Origin of the sequence: Pseudomonas sp. R2-7-07, from assembly GCF_003852355.1 — a bacterium.
In the GTDB taxonomy this organism is placed as follows: domain Bacteria; phylum Pseudomonadota; class Gammaproteobacteria; order Pseudomonadales; family Pseudomonadaceae; genus Aquipseudomonas.
This window is the reverse complement of sequence record NZ_CP027759.1, coordinates 1,700,500-1,720,494: the sequence shown is the minus strand read 5'-3', so window position 1 is coordinate 1,720,494 and position 19,995 is coordinate 1,700,500. Positions and strand designations below refer to the sequence as shown.

General features: G+C 54.3%; 19 protein-coding genes and 2 pseudogenes. 3 read left to right on the top strand and 18 right to left on the bottom strand.

Annotation, left to right across the window (positions count from 1 at the left end; translation table 11 throughout):
- Window positions 1-71 precede the first annotated feature (71 nt).
- From C4J86_RS07830 to C4J86_RS07820, 3 genes are all read left to right on the top strand, one after another.
- Entirely contained in the window at window positions 72-353 is a 282-nt protein-coding gene (locus C4J86_RS07830; RefSeq protein ID WP_177412808.1) for a type II toxin-antitoxin system ParD family antitoxin, read from the top strand.
- Entirely contained in the window at window positions 350-667 is a 318-nt protein-coding gene (locus C4J86_RS07825) for a type II toxin-antitoxin system RelE/ParE family toxin (protein WP_124369997.1), read from the top strand. The genes C4J86_RS07830 and C4J86_RS07825 overlap by 4 nt, the downstream gene beginning before the upstream one ends.
- Window positions 668-886: 219 nt before the next feature.
- Window positions 887-2,113: an MFS transporter gene (locus C4J86_RS07820; protein ID WP_124366224.1), complete on the top strand. Its 1,227-nt coding sequence runs from the start codon at window positions 887-889 to the stop codon at window positions 2,111-2,113.
- A 423-nt stretch (window positions 2,114-2,536) separates the two neighbouring features.
- On the opposite strand, the gene C4J86_RS07810 is transcribed toward C4J86_RS07820, so the two are convergent.
- From C4J86_RS07810 to C4J86_RS07735, 18 genes and pseudogenes are all read right to left on the bottom strand, one after another.
- Window positions 2,537-2,950 carry a DUF86 domain-containing protein gene (locus C4J86_RS07810; RefSeq protein ID WP_256681396.1) on the bottom strand — a complete coding sequence of 138 codons (414 nt, stop codon included), beginning with the start codon at window positions 2,948-2,950 and terminating at the stop codon, window positions 2,537-2,539.
- A gap of 1,359 nt (window positions 2,951-4,309) precedes the next feature.
- Window positions 4,310-4,486, bottom strand: coding sequence for a hypothetical protein (locus tag C4J86_RS26810; protein WP_164487518.1), 177 nt, complete (start codon window positions 4,484-4,486; stop codon window positions 4,310-4,312).
- Window positions 4,487-4,826: 340 nt separating this feature from the next.
- Complete coding sequence (locus C4J86_RS07805; protein ID WP_124369996.1) at window positions 4,827-5,456, bottom strand: hypothetical protein; 630 nt, start codon at window positions 5,454-5,456, stop codon at window positions 4,827-4,829.
- A gap of 548 nt (window positions 5,457-6,004) precedes the next feature.
- Complete coding sequence (dcm, locus tag C4J86_RS07800) at window positions 6,005-7,366, bottom strand: DNA (cytosine-5-)-methyltransferase (RefSeq protein ID WP_124369995.1); 1,362 nt, start codon at window positions 7,364-7,366, stop codon at window positions 6,005-6,007.
- Window positions 7,363-8,286, bottom strand: coding sequence for a hypothetical protein (locus C4J86_RS07795; RefSeq protein ID WP_124369994.1), 924 nt, complete (start codon window positions 8,284-8,286; stop codon window positions 7,363-7,365). The genes dcm and C4J86_RS07795 overlap by 4 nt, the downstream gene beginning before the upstream one ends.
- Complete coding sequence (locus tag C4J86_RS07790; protein ID WP_124369993.1) at window positions 8,287-9,390, bottom strand: hypothetical protein; 1,104 nt, start codon at window positions 9,388-9,390, stop codon at window positions 8,287-8,289.
- Between the two features lie 286 nt (window positions 9,391-9,676).
- A pseudogene (locus C4J86_RS07785) lies at window positions 9,677-10,470 on the bottom strand (DNA adenine methylase).
- Window positions 10,471-10,618: 148 nt separating this feature from the next.
- Entirely contained in the window at window positions 10,619-11,161 is a 543-nt protein-coding gene (locus C4J86_RS07780; RefSeq protein WP_124369992.1) for a lysis system i-spanin subunit Rz, read from the bottom strand.
- Window positions 11,143-11,706, bottom strand: coding sequence for a glycoside hydrolase family 19 protein (locus C4J86_RS07775; RefSeq protein WP_124369991.1), 564 nt, complete (start codon window positions 11,704-11,706; stop codon window positions 11,143-11,145). Before C4J86_RS07775 ends, C4J86_RS07780 begins: the two co-directional genes overlap by 19 nt.
- 48 nt (window positions 11,707-11,754) lie before the next feature.
- On the bottom strand, window positions 11,755-12,795 hold the full coding sequence (locus tag C4J86_RS07770; protein ID WP_124369990.1) for a phage late control D family protein: 1,041 nt from the start codon (window positions 12,793-12,795) through the stop codon (window positions 11,755-11,757).
- A gap of 82 nt (window positions 12,796-12,877) precedes the next feature.
- Window positions 12,878-13,084 carry a tail protein X gene (locus C4J86_RS07765; RefSeq protein ID WP_059397059.1) on the bottom strand — a complete coding sequence of 69 codons (207 nt, stop codon included), beginning with the start codon at window positions 13,082-13,084 and terminating at the stop codon, window positions 12,878-12,880.
- Entirely contained in the window at window positions 13,059-13,904 is an 846-nt protein-coding gene (locus C4J86_RS07760) for a phage tail protein (RefSeq protein WP_124369989.1), read from the bottom strand. Before C4J86_RS07760 ends, C4J86_RS07765 begins: the two co-directional genes overlap by 26 nt.
- Window positions 13,905-13,913: 9 nt before the next feature.
- Window positions 13,914-17,063 (bottom strand): phage tail tape measure protein, encoded by a 3,150-nt coding sequence (locus tag C4J86_RS07755; protein WP_124369988.1) that lies wholly within the window; start codon window positions 17,061-17,063, stop codon window positions 13,914-13,916.
- 150 nt (window positions 17,064-17,213) lie between these two features.
- Window positions 17,214-17,498, bottom strand: coding sequence for a phage tail assembly protein (locus tag C4J86_RS27330; RefSeq protein ID WP_059397108.1), 285 nt, complete (start codon window positions 17,496-17,498; stop codon window positions 17,214-17,216).
- Window positions 17,499-17,537: 39 nt separating this feature from the next.
- Window positions 17,538-17,813: pseudogene (locus C4J86_RS27325) on the bottom strand (phage tail assembly protein); the annotation flags it as partial.
- Between the two features lie 14 nt (window positions 17,814-17,827).
- Window positions 17,828-18,331 carry a phage major tail tube protein gene (locus C4J86_RS07745; protein ID WP_056783396.1) on the bottom strand — a complete coding sequence of 168 codons (504 nt, stop codon included), beginning with the start codon at window positions 18,329-18,331 and terminating at the stop codon, window positions 17,828-17,830.
- Between the two features lie 12 nt (window positions 18,332-18,343).
- Window positions 18,344-19,510: a phage tail sheath family protein gene (locus C4J86_RS07740; protein ID WP_046071197.1), complete on the bottom strand. Its 1,167-nt coding sequence runs from the start codon at window positions 19,508-19,510 to the stop codon at window positions 18,344-18,346.
- A 102-nt stretch (window positions 19,511-19,612) separates the two neighbouring features.
- Window positions 19,613-19,957: a phage tail assembly chaperone gene (locus C4J86_RS07735; RefSeq protein WP_256657780.1), complete on the bottom strand. Its 345-nt coding sequence runs from the start codon at window positions 19,955-19,957 to the stop codon at window positions 19,613-19,615.
- Window positions 19,958-19,995 lie beyond the last annotated feature (38 nt).

Here is a 19,995-nt window from a genome sequence, read left to right as displayed (position 1 = left end):
ATCAGCTGCTTCTTGCATCGCGTCAATGGTCGAGTAGGATTGAATCCTACTCACCTCTGGCGGACATCCAAATGCGCTCAACCCAGCAAATGAGCATCACGTTGCCCCTTGAAATGGCTGCCCTGGTCAAGGCCAAGGTGGCTGCCGGCGAATATGCCAGCGAAAGTGAAGTGATTCGCGACGGACTGCGCGTGCTGCTGGCACGTGACCGCGCCATGGACGACTGGCTGAGGGATGAAGTCATTCCGGCAGCGACCGCCCTTGAGGCTGAGCCTGAGCTCGGGCTATCCGCTGAACAGGTCCGCGAACACATGGCAGTCAAACGTCAGCGCAAAGGCACAGGGAAAGCGTGAGCTACTCGGTAGTCTTTTCGCCTGAAGCCCTGGCGCAACTCGATGCCCTCGAAGACTACATCAGCGATGTCGGCTCCCCGCCTGTGGCTGCGCGTTTTATCGACAATCTCGTCAGCTACTGTGAAAGCCTCGCCCTGTTCCCCTTGCGTGGCTTGCGTCGTGACGACCTGCTGACAGGCTTGCGCGTCACCCATTATCGTCGCACCACCCTCATTGCTTTCAGGGTGAGGGCTGGCTGCGAAACGGTATCGATAGTGGGGATATTTTACGGCGGGCAAGACTACACGGCGTTGTTGCAGGGAGATGAGAGTTAACGTCCAACACTGGATAAAACAGCCTGCTGAAAACGGGTCAGCAGGCTCTTAGTATTTCTTCTCGCTGATTGAATAAGTGCACGCCTCGTCACATCGATGGCACTGATGATTACTATCGAAACGAGCGCCTGCCCGATTGCCCACACTGCTTCCTATAATCCCTTCCGAATTCCCTCCCCCGCCTGGCTTCAGGCGACATTCCTGTTGGAACCCAATCCCATGCCAAGCGCGAGCCAGGCCCCTAGCGGGCTTCCCGAACATAACCAACAAAGTGTCAAACAGCAGTGGCTGGCGATTCTCTCGGTCGCCGTGGGCGCTTTCGCCTTGGTGACCAGCGAATTTCTGCCGGTGGGCGTGCTTAACGACGTTGCAAGCGACCTGGGCATCAGCGCCGGTCACGCCGGCCTGATGGTGACCCTGCCCGGTATCATGGCCGCGCTTGCCGCGCCGTTTCTGTCGGTCAGCATCGGCACCATGGACCGCCGCTATCTGCTGATCGGCCTGACGTTGGTGATGATCATCGCCAACTCGGTGGTGGCCTTCGCCAGTGATTTCAACCTGTTGCTGTTCGGTCGTGTACTGCTCGGCATCAGCATTGGCGGCTTCTGGGCCACGGCCATTGCGCTCAGCGGGCGGCTGGCGCCCAAGGGCGTAGGCGTTGCGAAAGCCACCTCGATCATCATGATGGGCGTGACCCTGGCCACCGTATTGGGCGTGCCGGTCGGCACCTGGCTCAGCGGCCTGATGGGCTGGCGCATGACCTTCCTGGTCACCGCACTGGTGGGCATTCCGGTGTTGCTGGCGCAGGTTTTCCTGCTGCCCCGACTTACCCCGGAAAAAGCCATTCAGATCCGCGACCTGCCGGCCTTGTTCATCAACCCACAAGCTCGGGTCGGGTTGATCGCCGTACTGCTGATCGGCTTGGCACACTTTGCCGCGTACACCTATGTCGCGCCGTTTTTCAAAAACAGTTCAGGCTTTGACGGCCCGACAATTGGCTCACTGTTACTGCTGTATGGCGTGGCGGGCGTGATGGGTAACGTGTTCGCCGGCTTCGCCGCCAACCGCAGCGTACGCAACACCCTGCTGCTGGTCGCGCTGATGATCGGCACCAGCACCGCGCTGTTCCCCTACTTCGCCACCGGCATGACCGGCGCCGCGATGCTGATCGCCCTCTGGGGCTTCGCCTTCGGTGCTTTCCCTGCCTGCGCCAGCATCTGGATGTTCGTCGTAGCGCCCAAGGACGTGGAGCGCGGCATGCCACTGTTTGTCGCGCTGTTTCAGGTGATCATTGCCCTGGGCTCGTTCTTTGGTGGGCGGATTGTCGATCAGATGGGTAGCTCGGTGTTGTTGAGCCTGGCGACGGTGTTGGTGGGATGTGGTTTTGCGACGGTATTGGTGCTGGGGCGCAAGGTGAGTAATAGCCTGGTGGCGCAGCCTGCCTGATTGGGTTGAATCCGCGAAAAAGCCTGCTTAGCGTGAGTTCAGCAGGCTTTTTCATTTTGAGCGTGGATGATTATTGAACATGCTTATTGAAAAGCCTGGTAATGAGAATTCCCAGCGCAAGACGGGCGTGCGTAATTCCTTGGACTAGCCTGAGAAGGTCGCTGGTGTGGCGACATACTTTCAGGGAGCTTATATGCCAACAAAATATCGAGATGCCGTCACAGGGGAATATGTAACTGCGGACGAGGCGAAGAAGAGGCCACGGGAAACGGTGCGGGAAACCGATAAAAAGCCGTCAGCAGAATCAAAGGGTAAAAAACCGAAGCTTCAGGCGTCGCACTCTGTAGGCGAGCGGAGCCGATTGCCTTACACGCCCGATCTGGTGACTGAGGTTTAGCTGCCAGCTACGGACGCGGTAACGCATTACGGGGCGTCTTTCGAAGCGGGCGGCTGGCCCGAATCCTTGGTTAAAACATGTGAACTGAATGCCAGAAAATCGCCCAGGTGTTTAGTAATGATGGCAACCGTGATCGGCAACTGAAGCGTCTGATACTCATGTACTGCGATGTTGCGGAAACCGACCATATTTTTCAGGTTGGTCAATAAAGAAGGATTCACCCATCCGCCCTGTGCCAGCAATTCGAACACATCACGAGCGCCCTGGGGAACGCCCAGGCGCTCACGACGAATCAGGTGCTGCCCCATGTCCAGAGCAGCCTCGCAGGCGCGCTGAATATTGAGAATGGCCGCATCCTGACCTACTGTTTGATTCTCCGGATCGCGTAACGGTTCTGCGTTTAAACCACTTGGACAAGGACACTGTCGTTGAAAACGCAATCATCTATGCCCGCCAAATGGTAGGAACGAAGTACTCGAAGAAAGAAGCAGCTGGATCGCTCGTACCAAAGCTTCGCTCAGACCTCAAGAATCGGCAGTTTTGCTCTCGCTTGGTTGCGTAGGCGTTCAATCAGGGTGGAGTCCGCCTCGTGGCGAATCCCGCAGATATCCACGAATCTCAGCTCTTGGTTGAGGTTCACAACTGCATTCGCAAGGCATCACCTGAAGAGTGCAAGTTCGCCGAAAAAACCAGCCCATTAAACACGGGGCACATCATGACGGCTTGCTCCTGAAAAACATCGGGAGCACAGCATCAGTCATTAGATTTCGAGTTGGAATGTGGGCTTTATGGCGCGCTTACTAAAGATCGATTACACGAACTAGGTGATCCTCGGGGATCAACTCTTCCAGCGAGACCGGGAACAGGCAGGTCTGACTGCGCGGCTCTCCTTGGATGTAGGCCATAACGAAAATGCTCCGTATCTTTCGATACGGAGCATCTTCTTTGAGTGCCGCGCAGATTGCTAGGTTTTCACAAAGTCTGCTTGGCCGTTTTTTTATAACTCAGTGCTGAATGTTACTTCTGTAAGGTTATAGGTGCACTATAAGGTGAGTATGTATTGAGATCAGATTTAACTACATAGGACTGGGCCTGAACTGTAACCCATTGGTCAGTACTCGAGAGATCTACGTCGATAGCCCATTGCCCGTCGGGGCCTGCCACTCCTTGTCCATACTGCACGCCAGTATTGGCTTGAATAATTCTGACCGATTGATTTGGTTCTGCCGTCCCCCACAGCCGGGGGGTTGGGCCACATCCAAGACCGCCATTTCCATGGATGACTGGTGTTTGTGCCATGTCATGTACTCCTCAATTTTTATTAAGCATTGTTGTAAACGCCGTTAGAATCGCAACGACGCTGCGTTTAATGATGGGAGAAGTTAGAATTCAGGTAACCTGTTATAAGTGACAGTTTTTTATATTTTTTTTGCATGCTTTTTTTACCTTATATTCCAAGGCTATATATAGCCTGTGTCATGCTGTTTTTGATTTTTTAACGCTCGAAACTCAGTAGGGCAGGTCCATGCCGGTGAAAAAGGGGGGTTGATATCTATCCCGAGTCCCCCAGTGCGCGGGCTTAAGCAATCATGCCGACAGAAAGGGTGCCGCTCTCGACGGCAATTACTTTGTGTCGCTCACGTATTTGTAAAAAAGGGGACTTATTTGAATGGCACTCACTTAGCTGCTAACTAGCTGATGTGATTACGAAAAAAGGAAATAAGGCTGGTATTGATCTACGGTGATAGTTGCGAACACACACCCATAGAGCAAGGACCAACCCGAGTGAATCGTAGACGTCAATCGTCAGGCATCAACAGCAGCGCATCCATCAGCACGCCACAAACAGCAATGCTCATGCGTTCTTCAAGCTGCTCGCCAATCCAGAAATGCGGCTGCTGTCGAGTCAACGATGCATCGTGGCGCACCGCTCGTCTAAAAAAATGCCCCGTCCCCTGGTAGCCACGGTCAAGCATGAACGTCCATTGAATGGCGCACATCGTTTGATAGTTGATGCACAATCTAGCGGGCAAAAAAAATCCCGCAGAGCGTCTAACTCGCGGGATTTCTTAGGTATTTATGGCGGAGAGATAGGGATTCGAACCCGACCTGCCCCGCCCCCAACCCGCTCTAGGCCGCAATTATATTGGGTTATGGATAAGCTGCAAGGACAGAAACGGCCTACAGCGGCCTAGGTTATGCCCTAAATTTGCCCTAAGCTCACAGCGCTTATCGAGCCGCTTTGTTAGCTTCAGTGCAATCGCGTCATCCGCTACGATGCGATCAGATCTCCAATCGAAATGCGGCATTCGAGAGTCAGCGCGGAGACCAGTAGGTTTGGCCCCTGGATATCATCCCCGGTGTTCTCCCAAAACGTGCTGCCAATATGGCAGCCATCATCGAATCCATGGTTTCTAGGTGGGGAATCATCATGGCCACATAGGCGTCAAAAGTCGGGTGTTTGGTCCAATAGCCGTCCGTGACTGCGCTGTGAAGCGAACGGTCGAACCAACTCCGAGTGATCATAAGCAAACCATCAACTCGATCTGCCTCATTCTCCCCACGGCGCATCTGCTCGTATCCATCCTGCTTCATCCGCTCGCGCTCAGTATAGGTCCCAGGTCGGTACCCAAGCTTATCCTCGGCCTCTAATAAGCGCTCGTGGACATCACGGTGCGATTTTTGATCGGGCTTATAGTCGGCAGCAAAACGGTAATCACAAAATAAACAGTGACTTACACTGTTTGGACCATCGGGCGTGGCGACATGCTGATTGATAAGTCGGTCGAACCAGCGATTCAGCTCGTGAAAATTTCGAGCACCGCAAAGCTCAACTGCTGCTTTGTCCAAACGCTGAGCATGTGATAGTTCAGGGGCTGTAGCTTTGAGCTGCTTGGCGAGACGCTTGACGCATCGGACGTCAGCGTAAGTAAGGGCGTGTTTCATATCAGCCTCCAGGGCCAGGCCTAGTGTCCACTACGAGAACCCAATACAGGGCCGTTGTTACGATCACGGTAGAGCGTGAGCTTTGCCTTTGTGGACGGCCGGCACCTACCGGGTGCCTTTAAAACATTACGACAAACAGTTCTTAAAATGCAAATTTTCAGCGAGCCGAGAGTCAGCAAAGTGAAGTCAATTGAATAACGAACACACCCCAATTGTGCAGGGGTGTGTGCGGGATTTTAGGGGATAGTCTCGTAGTCGCTGACTGTGACGTTCGTCCACGGCAGTTTGCGTCATTGCATAGTGGGCATTGGACGGCGTAGCTTGGCGTATGATTTGCCCCATTTTTGCCCGATGCGCGCCTTAAAAATCCCCCTTCACCTTCCCCTCCGTCCGAGAATGTATTGGGCCGTTTAAATAGGCAATAGCCTAATAAACATTGCTCCGAAAGCCATATTTATACGCAGCCGTATCAATCTTAAAACAAGCTATGACCAGCGACAAAAACACAACCCTAACTAAAATCAAACTAGTAACAAATTTACAATTCTCTATAGTCCTGCTACTGATATATGCTCTAACATTGCAGAAGATTTGAGCGAATGCTTTGAGCTAATAGAATCACCATCTAAAAACTCAATCTCTTCCTCTCCAACCCCTACAAGCTTCTCCAAAATAAGACTGACCAGCTTAACATTTACCGCATTACCTAATGCCTCATAGGCATCATAGATGGAGCTGGGTAAAGAAATGTCATCCATGCTTTGGAGCCGAGCACACTCCCTAACTGTCAAGTAACGCTTTTTCCAAGCTACAATTGGAATCTGACTGTCAGAAGCGGCAACTAATGCTGGAGAAAAATCAGGTCTTTTGATGCGCAGTCCAGAGGCGCGCACCTGGACGAGATGCTTCCAAACGTCACGTTCTCCGTCCTTGTAGTTCCACTCTAACTTTTGTAGAGAAGAATGAAAGCCCTGAACACTTGGCAGCCAATCTTCAAGAAACTCTTTGTGCAGCTCATAAAAATTACGGTTTCTTTCGATAAAACTTATTTTCCACTTTGGAAAACCAATCGGTCTTAAAGCATGGCTTGGAAGAGAAGCGTAAATTTTTTCGCGACTCATCCCTTCTAAACTGACACCGAAACTACCTCTATACTTCCAAAGTTCTTTTGTTTTAACTTTGTCAATTGGCCTATCAATTGGGTAGGTAGCACCAAACTCCATACTCCATAATGGGTAATATGGAATGCTAACCTCCGCTGGTATACGAGAGATAAAATCCTGCCACACAGCCAAACAATCGAGAACATGATGAGGCAAATATTTCCCATCAGTCGGTTCATCCTCTAAAACACTTTCAATATGAGTTTTTTCAGCAATAGTCGATGGCCACTCAAATTCTCCTACCCCGTCAAGCGAAGCTACAATATACATTCGCTCACGATGCTGGGGTACACCAAAGTTGTGCGGGGATAGCTTTGCAGAAGTCACCTCATAACCTAATTCATTAAGAGTACTTATAACCTGCCTGTAAGTATTACCTTCATCATGCTTAAAAAAGTTAGCAACGTTTTCTAAAATGACATACTTGGGTCGCTTCAACTCTAAAATTTGAGCTATTACAAAAAACAGCGTTCCCCGCGTTTTATCCTTCCAACCCTTTTGCCCACCAGCCTTAGAAAATGGCTGACATGGAAATCCAGCACATAGTAAATCGTGCTCTGGAATATAACGAGGATCGACTAAGTTTATATCACCTTCAGATTTTACGCCGTAATTTAAATGATACAATTCTCTCAACAAAGGCTTTAACTCTGATGCGAAAACACACTCACCACCAAGAGACGCCGCTGCAAGATGAAAACCACCCAATCCGGCAAACAAATCAATAAATTTAAACCGCTTATTCATAATGTCTCGAGCTTAGAAACTTTAACATCAACCCAGCCATCAATCATATCCTGAAGGTCTTGTGGCAAATCAGCATTTCCGCTAAGACCGGAAAGCAGAAGCGGCCTATCGACCAGCGGTCCACCTATTAATACCAGACTTCGGGAAAACTCCATTTCATCAATTAAAAAAGGTACAGCCATACCCCGAATAGGTACGGAGTAAATATTCATTACATGCTTCCAAACCTGAAGGTCGGGCGTGGTCCTTTTCCCCTTCCAATTGGCGCCTGATGCGCACTGAAACATCATAAAAGGAGCGCTAGGTCGCCTGCCCTGCCCCGGAAAATATCCATAGACGTCTAACCCCAAATCTTTTACGTTACCTGTATCCCAAAGATCGAGGTTCTGTTCCGCAAAATTAGCATCCTGGCAAATCTGACCAACTAAATCGGCAAACTTCTGATTCGTTGTAACGCCACTCCACCCCGTGGACTTGAATCGAATATTAGGATGATGTTTTGCGAGCGACAACTTAGTCAACTCTTCTAATATGAAGCCTTGAGCAAGATAATCCCCACAGTGATTTTTAGACCACCCTTCATAGAAAACGCGCAAGGAGGCGGCCAAGCAATAAGCAAACGCTCTATCCTCCTTCCAATTAGCCTCGAATCGAATAGCTCTCGAATCTACAGTAACTACCGGACTGTTTATAGCACCCACAAACGATTCTAAAACGCCCCAAACAGAAGTTAGAAACTCTTGACAAAAATCCTGATTAGAGTAGACCTGATTTTCAATCAATATATCAGAAACATCTGATCGCGACACATCCTCTTCACAAAAAAGCGAAGAACCTAAAAGCCAGTCAGCAACAGCGAGAACATCACAATTATGAACCTTTACACTACTAGCTATTCCCTTATCTGGTAAAACTAACATTTACATTTTTTCCTCAACCAATTTTTTAAGATCGGGAAATATTTTTGTTATTTGAACCAAATGCATAGCTAAACGCTTCGCGACAGAATATACATCCTTATCATCTTGATGCATATGAAGAGTACTAAACGAGATTTCAATATTGTCGCCCGCCTGAGATAGCAGCGTTATTATCTCATCCGTGTCTCCGCCCGCCTTCTTTAAAGCAAAATCAAAATTAGGACTTTGACTATTTTCTAAATAATTTACCGCTTCGGCACTTAAAAGAACCTTGCCAAATTTATCAATATTCCGTGAATCTGAAAAGAGTGGTGGGTTTTTCTCATCACCAAACATCCATTTAGCATAATTGTATAGCTTTTGCTCATCATCTTGGGCAACTGGAACTCTAGCCACATCTGGAGAAGCTTTAATGTCTATACCGAGATACTTTTGTACGCCTGCCGTACGAAGAGAGAGATATAAAACACTAAATTTATCTTCAATCTTCTCGATCGCGACGCCTTCAGTATCCTCTAACTGCAAAAGCAACTTATACGCAATATAATGGCTTCTGACTGTCGGAGTCTTACTACCAATCTTTCGCATTACCTCTTCATAAGAAAGGTTTTCTCTTTCAATCAGATACGCAATAAATTGTGCTTTTTCTGCCGGATCCCACTCTTTTATTCCAGTAACATGTCGAAACCCTAGAAACGCCGAAACGTCTTTCCTGTCAGCCACCCGAATAAATGGTATACGATCAAAAAAATCAGGAGCCAACTTATCTGCAGACGCTGCTATCTCCTTCCACTTCTTTTCTTTAGCCTGACCGTCAACTGCCTGCTTTAATTTCTTTAAAGCAGCTAAACGCCTGTTACCCTCCAGAACAACTAACCCAGGAGTTCCATAGATCGGCTCTTCAACTACCAGCAATGCCTCTTGAGGCCAGAAACCGCTTTCTATGAAAGAGATAGCCAGTTCATCTAAAGTCCAGTCATTCATAACATCTAGAATAACTTCCTGCTTTACATTAGCTGTCGCTACATTTCGGCCCAACCTTGGGTTAAGGGGGTCAAGGAAAAGCTTATCTAACGAGATGAATTCAATTTCTACTTGACCCATTTTCGCCTCACACAAACTAAATTAGCGATAAAATCAAATATTTATCACAAAATAACCAAGAGCCGTCCCACCTAGGCGAGGGCCCACGAATACCAGAATATTAACCGCCCCCCGCCCTGACGTCACTGCAAATCCTATGTCAAGGTTTGGTCGGGCTTTTTCTCACAACGAGAGCTACCCAGAAGCAGGGGATATCTGGCACACGAAAGGCCTGCGCGACTCGAAGAAGCATTTCCCGTAACTCAGTTTGCGATTGATTAGCGGGGTGCGGATGGCATAACGCCACCTAAAATAGAGTTTCCAGAGCAGAGGGTTCCCAGTTCATAAAAACCAGCTCCACGCTGCACTCCGCCTTCCCTTTCCTTTGGTTGGTCGAACTGTACTTTATGTTGACAGCCTCAAAATGAACCCTTCGAACACTCGCCGGATGTCCGGATGATCGTTGATGCTAACCATAACCTTCCCCTTGCAGCACCGCATGAAGTCAGCCATGCGTTCGTAATTCTCAAACGGAAAATCCACGCCATAGCCGGCCGTCTGCCAGTAAGGCGGATCCATGTAGTGGAACGTATGGGCACGGTCGTAGCGCTCAGCACATTCAAGCCAGCCCAGGTTTTCAACATAAGTGCCGGACAAACGCTGCCACGCTGCAGACAGGTTTTCCTCGATCCGCAGCAAGTTGATGGCCGGGCCGGTCGTTGCAGTGCCGAACGTCTGCCCCGTCATTTTGCCGGCAAAGGCATGGTGCTGCAGGTAGAAGAACCGAGCGGCGCGCTGGATGTCGGTGAGGGTTTCAGGGCGGGTCATCTTCTGCCACTCAAACACCTGGCGAGAACTGAGCGCCCATTTGAACTGGCGGACGAATTCTTCCAGGTGGTTCTGCACGACGCGGTACAGCGTCACCAGGTCGCCGTTGATGTCGTTAAGAACTTCAACAGGCGCTGCCTGGGGACGCATGAAGTAGAGCGCGGCGCCGCCGGCAAAGACTTCAACATAGCATTCGTGTGGCGGGAAAAGCGGGATAAGGCGGTCGGCCAGGCGGCGTTTGCCGCCCATCCAAGGGATGATAGGTGTAGACATAAAAAGCAAGACCTTTGCTGTATGAATAAACAGTGCTAGGCTCGCTCCGCTTTGTGCACGAAGCAGGAGCCTTGGCTGGACTTGCAGGGGTGATCTGCGGGGAAGGTGGCCGGGTTGGATGTTGACGCATTCTACCCGGCCGCTCCTTTTATTTCGGTGTAGAAACTTCTTTTGCGTAAGCCTGACAGGCCCGCAGGGCGATCAATCCTCGGTCGCCGGCATCGGTGATTCCGATAATTCGTTGAGCATGCGCTGGGTCAAGTTGGGCTCTTGTGGGGCCATGAACCACGCGGCCGGTGGCGGTGGTGGTTGGCACTGAACAGCTGTCGGTGGTTTCGGTGGCGGAGAGTACGACTGACAGCCGCAGATCAGCAGTAGCCAGGCGATCACGCAGACGAGCCTGCTTGATTTGCTCATCGGTCAATTCCTTGTAGTGGGTTTCGTCTTTGTTCTGCAGGCGGAGCTCCAGGGCACGGCGCTTGTCCTGCTCGGTACGCTGCAGAGCAGCAGACGCTTGGGATATTTCGTTGAGGGTGTCCGCCTGCAGGCGGGCTTGCCGCTCCAGCACGCTGCCATAACGCCAGTCCTGAGCAGTCCAGGCCAATGCTGCAGATCCTGCGACCACCACCACTAACAGCAAGCTGATAGCGGCGATACGGAACTGCGCGGGGATCAGATCGAAGAGACGCATAACACCGCCCTCGCCCTGGCCCACAACTGCAGTCGATCCTCCAGGCCATTAAGGCCGCCGTTGATCCGGCGAGTGATGGTGTTGAACTGGTCCTGATCCGCGAGCGCATTCAGCCCGTTTACAGACCAGAACCACGCCGCCGACTCTGCCGCCCATTGCGGCTGCTCGAGCAGCTCGGGGGTGCGCAACAATCGCTCATCGCCGAACAGTGCCAGACTGCAGCGCAGGTAGTTATCGTGCCCGGTTACCTGGATCAACCCTCGGCCACGATAGCGTTGACCATCACCATCTGCAGCTGGGGTATTACCAAGCTTGGCAGCCAGAGTGCCGGTATCGTATTTACTCAGGTATTGATCCCCGCCCAGTTCGCGGACGTACTGCAGTTGACCGGACTCGTGACCAAGCTGCGCCAGGAAAGCAGCCTGGCGTTTCGGTGTATTGATCTGCCGATGCGCCATTGCCGCGTTCAGGGCAGATACAAAAACGCCCGCTTGGAGGCGGGCGTTTGGCATGATGCTTTGTAGCTGTTGTTCAGTGATGGTCATAAAAACTCCGGACAAAAAAATACCGCACATAGGCGGCGGTGGCTTGCATTACAGCTTCTCGACGCTCACGACCTTAAGCGGCTTCGTTTCTTTCTTACCCTTGGATTTGCCTTGCTTGCCGGCATTGCACTCGACCGTGGTCGACCAGCCAGATTGGGTAAACACCTGCTCCACCGAATCCGCCAGGTATTCGCCATCCAGCCCGACCTTGAAGCCCTGGGCGTTGATCAGGCGCTCGGCAAAAATGTCAGTCCGGCCTGGCATCTCGAAACGCACGTCGGCGGTCGAGCGATTGAATGCCGCTAACCGTGCTTTGGCTGCTGACTCAGCAGCGGTCTTGTTCGGATAGATGTGCCGATCCGTGTGCACCGCCGGCAAGCCGTCCGGCGCATCATCGTTGTCGATGGTGACCACCGCCAATTTGCCGTCCTTTTTGTTCTGATGCTTAGTCGCAACGGCCTTGTGCGAATTGCGATCCCCTAAACTGAACTGCCAGCGACTGAGATCGCTGCGGGTCAACGTGATCGCACCGAACGTTTTGCCGCTGGCTGTCTGCCCTCCCTGGCGCGGCATCACCAACAGCTTGCCATCCGCGACCTTGGCCGTGCAGTCGTATTGCTTAGCCAGACGCGTGATGAAATTAAAATCGGACTCGTTGAGCTGATCCACACGAGCGACCTTCGTCGCCACCGGACAGCCTGCCTGCCAGCCATTCCGAGCCGCGATGTCGGCCACGATCTTCGACAACGGCGCATCCTCCCAGCTTCCGCTGCGGATAGTCTTACCACTGCCGCGCATATCGCTGGCTTTACCCTTGATCACAATCGTGTCCGGCGGGCCGGAAACCTCGACCGTGTCGACCGCGTAAAGCCCTAAGCGCATCAAAGACGTTTCGGCATAGCCCAGGTGAATCTCGATTGAGCTACCGCGCCGGGGCAACTGCACCTGGCCGTCACGGTCATCGATACGCAATTCAAACTCGTCGGACTCCATACCCGGCTTGTCAGAAGTCCTAAGCAACAACAATCGATCATTGATCTTGGATGTAATATCGGCACCGTCGGCAACGATACGAAAAGTGGGGGTCATGGTTTTTTTTCCAAAGAAAAACCCGCACAGGGCGGGCTGAATACAGAGTTTTCTTACGCTTAACGCAACGGGCCGCACGGAGTCAGTCCCACAAGCTAATCCCTTCCTCAGTCGGGACTGGCAGATCCGGTAGCACGATCACCACACCAGCGCGGAAAGGCTGGGGCTCGTCTGCCAGGCCCTGATTGGCATCCAGCACGGCCTCGACGCTGCCGTTCAAGTGCCCATACACGTTATTGCAAATGACATCGAGCATGTCCCCGTCAGACGTTCTGCATGTCGTCGCCATAGCGCGTGAACTCCAGAGTGAATACTTGTTTACGCGGAATACCGCCGTGCAGCAGCGCGCCCTGTTCCTCGTTGATGGTCTTCAGGCACCAGGTGCCGATCACCTCTCCATAGCCGGTGGTCAGCGTCAGCGGCTGTAGCCGACCGCCGATGGTGCGCAATGTGTCAAGCTGCTTGAGCCCCCCTTTGAAACCTGGATAAATCGTACCCTTTAGTGTGAGCTTTTCATCGCCCATGCCCACGGCCTGCTGCGCCGGGCGCCGGGATAGTCGCTCCTGTGAAGCCCAGCGGAATTCAGTCGAGCGAGTCAATTCGTCGAAGGCCGCTGTATCCAAGTTGAAGTAGTACGGCTGAATTTTAGGATCCCTGGGCTGAATGATCAGCAGGTGCGGAAATGGCTTCACCGCTTCCGGCGCCGGTGTGGCATCCACGGCAAATGCGCTGGTGGGCACGATGTTTGCCAACGACGGATTGACCTTTCCGGCGACCTTGTTGATCGCCGTCGCAGCTTTTCCCGCCTGCTCCTTCAGCGCCCCCATTCGCTCCTGCACTTCGGCGGCGCCCCGTGTCGCACGACTGTACACTGCCAGCACCTGGCCGGCCTTGGCCTGTGCAGCATCCACGCCGCGCATCACCCGCTGGAGCTTGGCACCGACAGCAGGCCCCACGAACGGGATATTTTCCAGCTCGGCCGCTGCACCCGTTATCTCCCTTATTGCACCGTTGACGGGCCCAAGCATGCCCTCAGCACTACGCCTACCAGCCTCCCCGGCTTCAACCAGGTACTTGAAGCCCGACTGCATCTGTTCCATATAAGCCATAGGCCCTCCTTACAGGTGCGGTTCGTCGTACAGCTTCGCGGCGTTTTGCTTCGCCGCATCAGCCATCATTAACCGCATATGCGGCATGAGGTCTTGCGCCAAGCGTTGCGGATCTTTCACATCCCCTTGCACCGTAACCGGCATGTTCAGCGAGTACTGAAACTGCTGATCCACTTTGGCCGGGACAGGCTTTTCCGGCTCTTTGGGCTGGATCGCTACAGCCGCTGGCTTGGTCGGCGCTGACACGGCTAGAGAGCGCGCGACATCACCCAGGACCGGCGCTTGCGGTGCAGTCGCCATCAGCAATGCACCCGAACCGTCCGCCCGGTTGAATGACTTGCCCATGGCGGCCAAGCTTGGAATGGCTGGGCCCGGTCGAGGCGCCATCAACAAAGGCGTAACCGGCGGCGCGGGCTTTTCGTCCTCCCCTCCGAACCACGACTTACCTGCAGCACCGCCCAGCGCCGAACCACCCATGCTGCCTAAGTAAGCACCTACCAGCCCACCAATAGCGGTGCCGATGATAGGCACCACCGAGCCAATAGCTGCCCCTGCAGCTGCACCGGCCATAGTGCCCGCAAGATTGCCAGCGGCAGCGCCATAACCTTCGGCCTTTTCGTCCTTGGTCTTAGCATTTTCGTAGGTGTCAAAGGCCATGGCGCCGGCCTCGATGAGCGAGCCACCAGGTATTGCCTTGGCGGCTTTTCCGATCTTACCGACCGCTTGCACAACCCCGCCCAGTTTCGCTATCGCCCCGCTTGGAATAGAAACTGGCGGGATAGGCGGACGCGGGACCGGCGCTGCAGGCAGTGGTACCGGTGAACGTGGAGCCAGTGTTGCAGGCCGTGGCAGCGGCGGACGCGGAACCAGTGCTGCAGGCCGTGGCAGCGGCGGACGCGGAACCGGTGCTGCAGGCCGTGGCAACGGCTGACGCGGGACCGGTGCGGCAGGCCGTGGTACCGGCGAACGCGGGACCGGTGCTGCAGGCCGTGGCAGCGGCGGACGTGGGACAGGTGCTGCAGGCCGTGGCACCGGCGAACGCGGGACCGGTGCTGCAGGCCGTGGCAGCGGCGGACGCGGAGCCGGTGTGGCTGGCCGTGGTACAGGCGGACGCGGCGCCGGCACCCGAGCACGCAGCGAGGTCGGCCGACGTCGCGGGATATTACGTCTTGAACCGCGACCACGCCGGCGGCCTTCACCTGGCCCCCCAGCAGGCCCCCCCATTGCACTCAAGTTAACGACGAAGACCTTTTGGACGCCGTCGCCAATCGCCGCAGCATCTTCACCTCTCGCGCCGTCATCGTCAGATACCGCTTCTTTAGCTAGCGAAACGACTTTGAGGCCAGTCGCGACGATGTCTAACTTGCCGGTCTTGTTCTCATCCTTTCCCTCCCCATCAGTCGATTCACCCTTGAGAGCGGCTACTGCCTTGAGCCCAGTCTCAACTAACGACAGGGCCTTGCCGGTCTTGCCTTTAGCTTCGCCGCCCTTTCCGACGGCCCCAGCGCCATCCTTGGAGTTGGTCACAAAGACCTTTTGCACTTCGCCGGATTTGCCACCCAACGATCCCCGCGCGACGTTGAGCAAACCTTTAGCGATTTTGAACGAACTGAGCAGCCCCTTGAGCGCGACAAGCCCTCCACCGACCGCCGCGATGCCCGTCACCACACCTGGTGCGCTGTCAGACAGCGAGGTAATACCCCTGGTGACTTTGGTCAGTCCTTCCGCCACGGTGTCTGTGACCGGGCGCAGGGCGTCCCCAACGCTGCGCATGGCGTCATCCATCGACTGGGCCATTTCGGCCCACTTCTGCGACGACGCCTCACGTCGCTCGCTGAGGTTCTTGTCGAGAATGCCCGTTGCATCCCGCGAATCATTTTTAAGCTGGCTGTACAGCGCCTTGTTCTGCATATAGGCAGACAGCGCAGCCTTTACCTGCATGTCAGCGAACAGGTCACCGGTGCGCAGTGACTCTTCCAGCGAGGCCATCATGGCCTTGGCTTTCTCCGGGTCCGACTCCTTGCTGATCTTGGCCGTCGCCTCAGCCATCGCCGCCGCGCGCTTTGGATCCGTGGCCTGAATATATTTCTGCGCCAGTGACATACTGGTTTCAAGGGTGGACATACCGTTTTGTAAACCGGACTGCATCGACCCTTTGTAGTCAATACCAGCTTTTGCATACGCCTTGACGGTGTCGCCGGAGCCGATTTTGCCCATCCAGTTCTTGAGATTGTTTGCCGCTTCATCGGCGCCGCCGGCAGATTTCATCTGCACTTGCAGCATGGCACCCAACTGTGTAACCGCATCCATGCCGGTAATGCCGAGGCTGCCCATGTTCGCCAGCAGCTCAGGAAACCACTTAGCCATGTCGGCCGCTTCAAAGCTACCTGCCTGCCCTTGGTAGGCAATCGCTTCTAGGGCCTGCTGCATCTGCCTAGGGTCTGTAATCTTGGCATTCTGCCCCAGCGCGTTGATCATCTTTGCTGTATCAACACCGCTCGACCCTTGCCCCACGACGAACTTGGCCGCGACTGGCGCATATTCCAGGGCCTTGCTCAAGTCCATGCCGGCGCCAACCAATTGGTTAACCACATCGGCCACATCGTTACGCGCCATGCCCGTGTCGCGCGACGTATCAATGATCTTTCGCGACATCTCTTGTTCTTGCGGTTTGTTGGCAATGCCGGCCTTGATAGCGATATCACGAACAATGGCCCCAAAATCCGCACTGACCTTGGTCGGAACAGCCAGCATGCCGACACCGACGACAGCGGCTCCAACCGCGCTTTTCATGCCAGTCTTTCCAGCATCGATCTGCTGATGCCCTTTTGCTTTGAGCTCCGCCTTGATGGCTGTCTGCCCCATAGAGCGATAGGCTTTCTCCAGTCGGCCGACCTCAATTCCCTGTTTTTTCAAACTATCGAGGTTGGAGTTCAACCGGCCCAACAACTTGGACGCGCCCTCTGATCCACTGTCGTGGGCTTTCTTCCACTCGTCGCGCAGGCGAATGGTGTCACCGATAGTGCGCTGCAGGACACGCGCCTTGTTGCCCTCCGCCTCAAGACGCTTGATGCGCCCCGTTACATCTTTAAACGCAGCACCGACTGTCGAACTGACGGCGCCGCCGATCACCAGCCCGAGGGCAATTTTGTTTGCCATGTCGCGGCCCTCATTTGGATAGCCTTATCGAAGGCGGCTCAGTCCGTGAGCCACCACACCATTTCTGCAAACGGCATCGACAAAATCTCAGCAGCGGAAAATCCTGTTTCCGCCGCCAGACGTTTCGCGGCCATTTTTATGACGTGAGGGTTAAACCCCGTCGTCTTGGTCCAGACGAAAATAGCCGGCCTGCAGGCGGTTAAAATCCACCAGCTTCAGGCCCTCCAGATCCGCGACAGGCGCACCAGCAAGCGAGGCAAACAAAATCAGCTCCCGCTGTTCGTCGTCCCCGCCCGCGTCACGATTAGCCGCACGCACATCGCCCACTGTCGGGGAGCGCAGGGCCAAGGTATCAACCGATACCCCATTGATTACGCTCGGGCAGGTAAGGGTGACCTGGGCCCGATCAGTGTTAACCGACAGCCACGACGGCATCGATTCCGAATAGTCGGTTTCAGGCACCAGGTGCGAATAAGCGGCTTGAACACGGCGGTAGTCCGCCAGCTTCAGGCCTTCAAGATCCTTAACACCCACCTCTGCCAAACCCGCAAACAACATCAGCTCACGCTGTTCATCGTCGCCGTTAGAGGCGCGGTCGGCTGCCCGCACTTCCCGTACTACCGGAGCCCGCAAGGTCAATGTTTCGACCAGCACGCCGTTGGCATTGCTAGGTCGCGTGAGCGTTACGACGGCTGCAAGCGCAGTGAGTGATAGCCAAGCCGGTACTGCTTTAGACGTTGCTTTATTCATTTGGATCTATTCCCTTAGAGGCCGAGTGCGGTGCGCACTTCAAGGAGTTGGTCTTTGCCATCGATCACCTGAACACCAGCGACCATGTCGATTTCGTACATGAGGCGTCCGTCGATTTCGAGCTTGTAATAAGCGACTGCCACGGCGTGCTTGATCTCAGCAGGGTCACCGGCTTTCCAGTCCCCCAGATCGAGCTCTTTGAGGCGACCGCGCAGGGTAGCGACAACGGCCGTGACCGCCCCCTTCTGCCCTTTGAAGGCACCCCGGAACGTCGCATTGAAAGCGGTGCCATCGGCCAGACCGAAGTACTTCAACGACTCACGGCGCACGCCCTTGGTAACAAAGGACGCCTCCATTTTTTCAAGGCCTTGGTCCATCTCAATTGCACCGGCCATGCCACCAGCGCGATACTCGTCAGTCTTGGTGGTCAGCTTGGGCAGCGTAAGGCTCGGCACGTCGCCAGCGAAGTTCACGCCGTCGACAAACAGGTTCGTGTTAAACAAGGTTTGAGGAATCATTGACTAGGCCCCTTAGGCTGCTTCAAGAACTTCGGTCATCCACTGATCGGTGACTTCGAAAAGGAAATTCGGGTTTTCTGCCGGCGGCACGTCGGTGAAGCGGATGCGCCAATAAACTTTGCCCTGGGCGATCTGGCTGGCAGTGTTCAGCTCGGTGTCCGGGAACACCTCAAAATTGATAATCGCGCCCTGGGCTTTGAGGTCGCGCATGAACGCATCCAGCCCATCCGTAACGTCCTTGACGTAGGTCTTGGTGATCGAGCGGTCAACAGCCCATTTATGGCCGGCCTGCACAGCATCCATAAGGATGAACAGTGTGCGAACGCGCGTGACAAACGCCCACTTCGGATCGCTCGACAGCGTGCGGTTACCCCACAAGCGATAGCCGTCGTCACGAATGATCGTCGCGATATTGGCGTTGTTCAGCAGGTTGGCCCGGCACGTCTCATCGCCGTCCAGGTACTCGACAGCTCGGGTTGTACCAGTGAGACCGGTAAACTCTTTGTTAGACGGCGAGGCCCAGAAGCCGTATTCAGCGTCGGTCCAGGCGAACAGGCCCGCCGCCCAGGCCGAGGCCGGCGCATCAACTGTCTTGCTGGACTCGGTGTCCCAGTACTGAACGCCCGGATCGACCATGAACAGGTTGCGACTGCCAAAGTTATCGGCATAAAGCATCGCCGCCTCATCCGTGGTGCCAGGGCCATCAAGAATGCCGATTGCCCGCAGCTTCTGCGCCAGGCTATCAAGCGCGGTAGCGACCGCCTGAGTGGCCGTGTGACCCGGCGCAATCAACAGCCGCGGCTGCGCGTTGTACAGGCTTTTGCCATCGAGTAAGGCTTGTAGCCCGGTACGCTGACCCGAGGCCAGAACGCCGCCAATGATCGCCGAGGTTTGCAGCGCCGCGTCTTCGAGCTTCGGCACGCCGATGGCAACGATCACCGCCTTGGCCTTCGCGTAGATCGCTTTACAAGCCCTGGTGATAGCCGAGTCAGCGCCGAAGGCAGCAATAGCCTCGCGCTCGGTGGTGATCAACTTTAGCTCGCCGGCCTTGGCGGTACCGCCGCCGAGGACGCCTGGGGTGAAGGTGTCGCAAAGTCCGACAATGGAAGACGAGGGCAAGGAAATAGTACGCGCACCTGTCTTGATATCAGTCGTAGTAACGCCGTGAAAGAAACTCATAAAGCGAATGCTCCAGAAACGAAAAAGCCCCGCATAAGCGAGGCCGGGTGGGTGTTTTTGTTACGTGTCGCGGAATACAAAACGCCCCGACAGTGCGGGGCGTTATTGGGTTTGTAGCGCGATCCAGCTAGGTTTCTTGGGTCGGTATTTCTGAACTGGAAACTTCGTTGATTGAGGCCAGTCGCGCAGCAGCTGCATATACGCCAGCAGCTCACCATACTCATCCGAGGTCAATGAAGTCGCACTGCCTAACTCAACCTCATCACGATGACGCTCACGCAGCCATGCGACACCTTGAAGTTCCAGGTCTCGCCAGCGCCGTTCTTCATTCGCCGTTTCTTCAACGGTCTTCTCTGGCAAGGTTTGGCCGCCATCGGCGACCCACTCCAAGTAAGTTACCCAGTCTTTGTTGCCCATATCTTCCGGGATGAACACGCGGTCACTCATCCGCCGGACGCCGGCTGGAGTGAATCTGTACTCAGTTG

Coding starts and splice junctions, on each gene's coding strand:
- C4J86_RS07830 (WP_177412808.1), top strand. CDS start 72: ATGCGCTCAACCCAGCAAATGAGCATCACGTTGCCCCTTGAAATGGCT.
- C4J86_RS07770 (WP_124369990.1), bottom strand. CDS start 12,795: ATGACCCCCACTTTTCGTATCGTTGCCGACGGTGCCGATATTACATCC.
- C4J86_RS07795 (WP_124369994.1), bottom strand. CDS start 8,286: ATGTTAGTTTTACCAGATAAGGGAATAGCTAGTAGTGTAAAGGTTCAT.
- C4J86_RS07805 (WP_124369996.1), bottom strand. CDS start 5,456: ATGAAACACGCCCTTACTTACGCTGACGTCCGATGCGTCAAGCGTCTC.
- C4J86_RS07735 (WP_256657780.1), bottom strand. CDS start 19,957: ATGAGTGACCGCGTGTTCATCCCGGAAGATATGGGCAACAAAGACTGG.
- C4J86_RS07765 (WP_059397059.1), bottom strand. CDS start 13,084: ATGGCGACGACATGCAGAACGTCTGACGGGGACATGCTCGATGTCATT.
- C4J86_RS07780 (WP_124369992.1), bottom strand. CDS start 11,161: ATGCGTCTCTTCGATCTGATCCCCGCGCAGTTCCGTATCGCCGCTATC.
- C4J86_RS07755 (WP_124369988.1), bottom strand. CDS start 17,063: ATGGCAAACAAAATTGCCCTCGGGCTGGTGATCGGCGGCGCCGTCAGT.
- C4J86_RS07745 (WP_056783396.1), bottom strand. CDS start 18,331: ATGATTCCTCAAACCTTGTTTAACACGAACCTGTTTGTCGACGGCGTG.
- C4J86_RS26810 (WP_164487518.1), bottom strand. CDS start 4,486: ATGCTTGACCGTGGCTACCAGGGGACGGGGCATTTTTTTAGACGAGCG.
- C4J86_RS07775 (WP_124369991.1), bottom strand. CDS start 11,706: ATGACCATCACTGAACAACAGCTACAAAGCATCATGCCAAACGCCCGC.
- dcm (WP_124369995.1), bottom strand. CDS start 7,366: ATGAATAAGCGGTTTAAATTTATTGATTTGTTTGCCGGATTGGGTGGT.
- C4J86_RS27330 (WP_059397108.1), bottom strand. CDS start 17,498: ATGCCGTCGTGGCTGTCGGTTAACACTGATCGGGCCCAGGTCACCCTT.
- C4J86_RS07760 (WP_124369989.1), bottom strand. CDS start 13,904: ATGGCTTATATGGAACAGATGCAGTCGGGCTTCAAGTACCTGGTTGAA.
- C4J86_RS07740 (WP_046071197.1), bottom strand. CDS start 19,510: ATGAGTTTCTTTCACGGCGTTACTACGACTGATATCAAGACAGGTGCG.
- C4J86_RS07790 (WP_124369993.1), bottom strand. CDS start 9,390: ATGGGTCAAGTAGAAATTGAATTCATCTCGTTAGATAAGCTTTTCCTT.
- C4J86_RS07820 (WP_124366224.1), top strand. CDS start 887: ATGCCAAGCGCGAGCCAGGCCCCTAGCGGGCTTCCCGAACATAACCAA.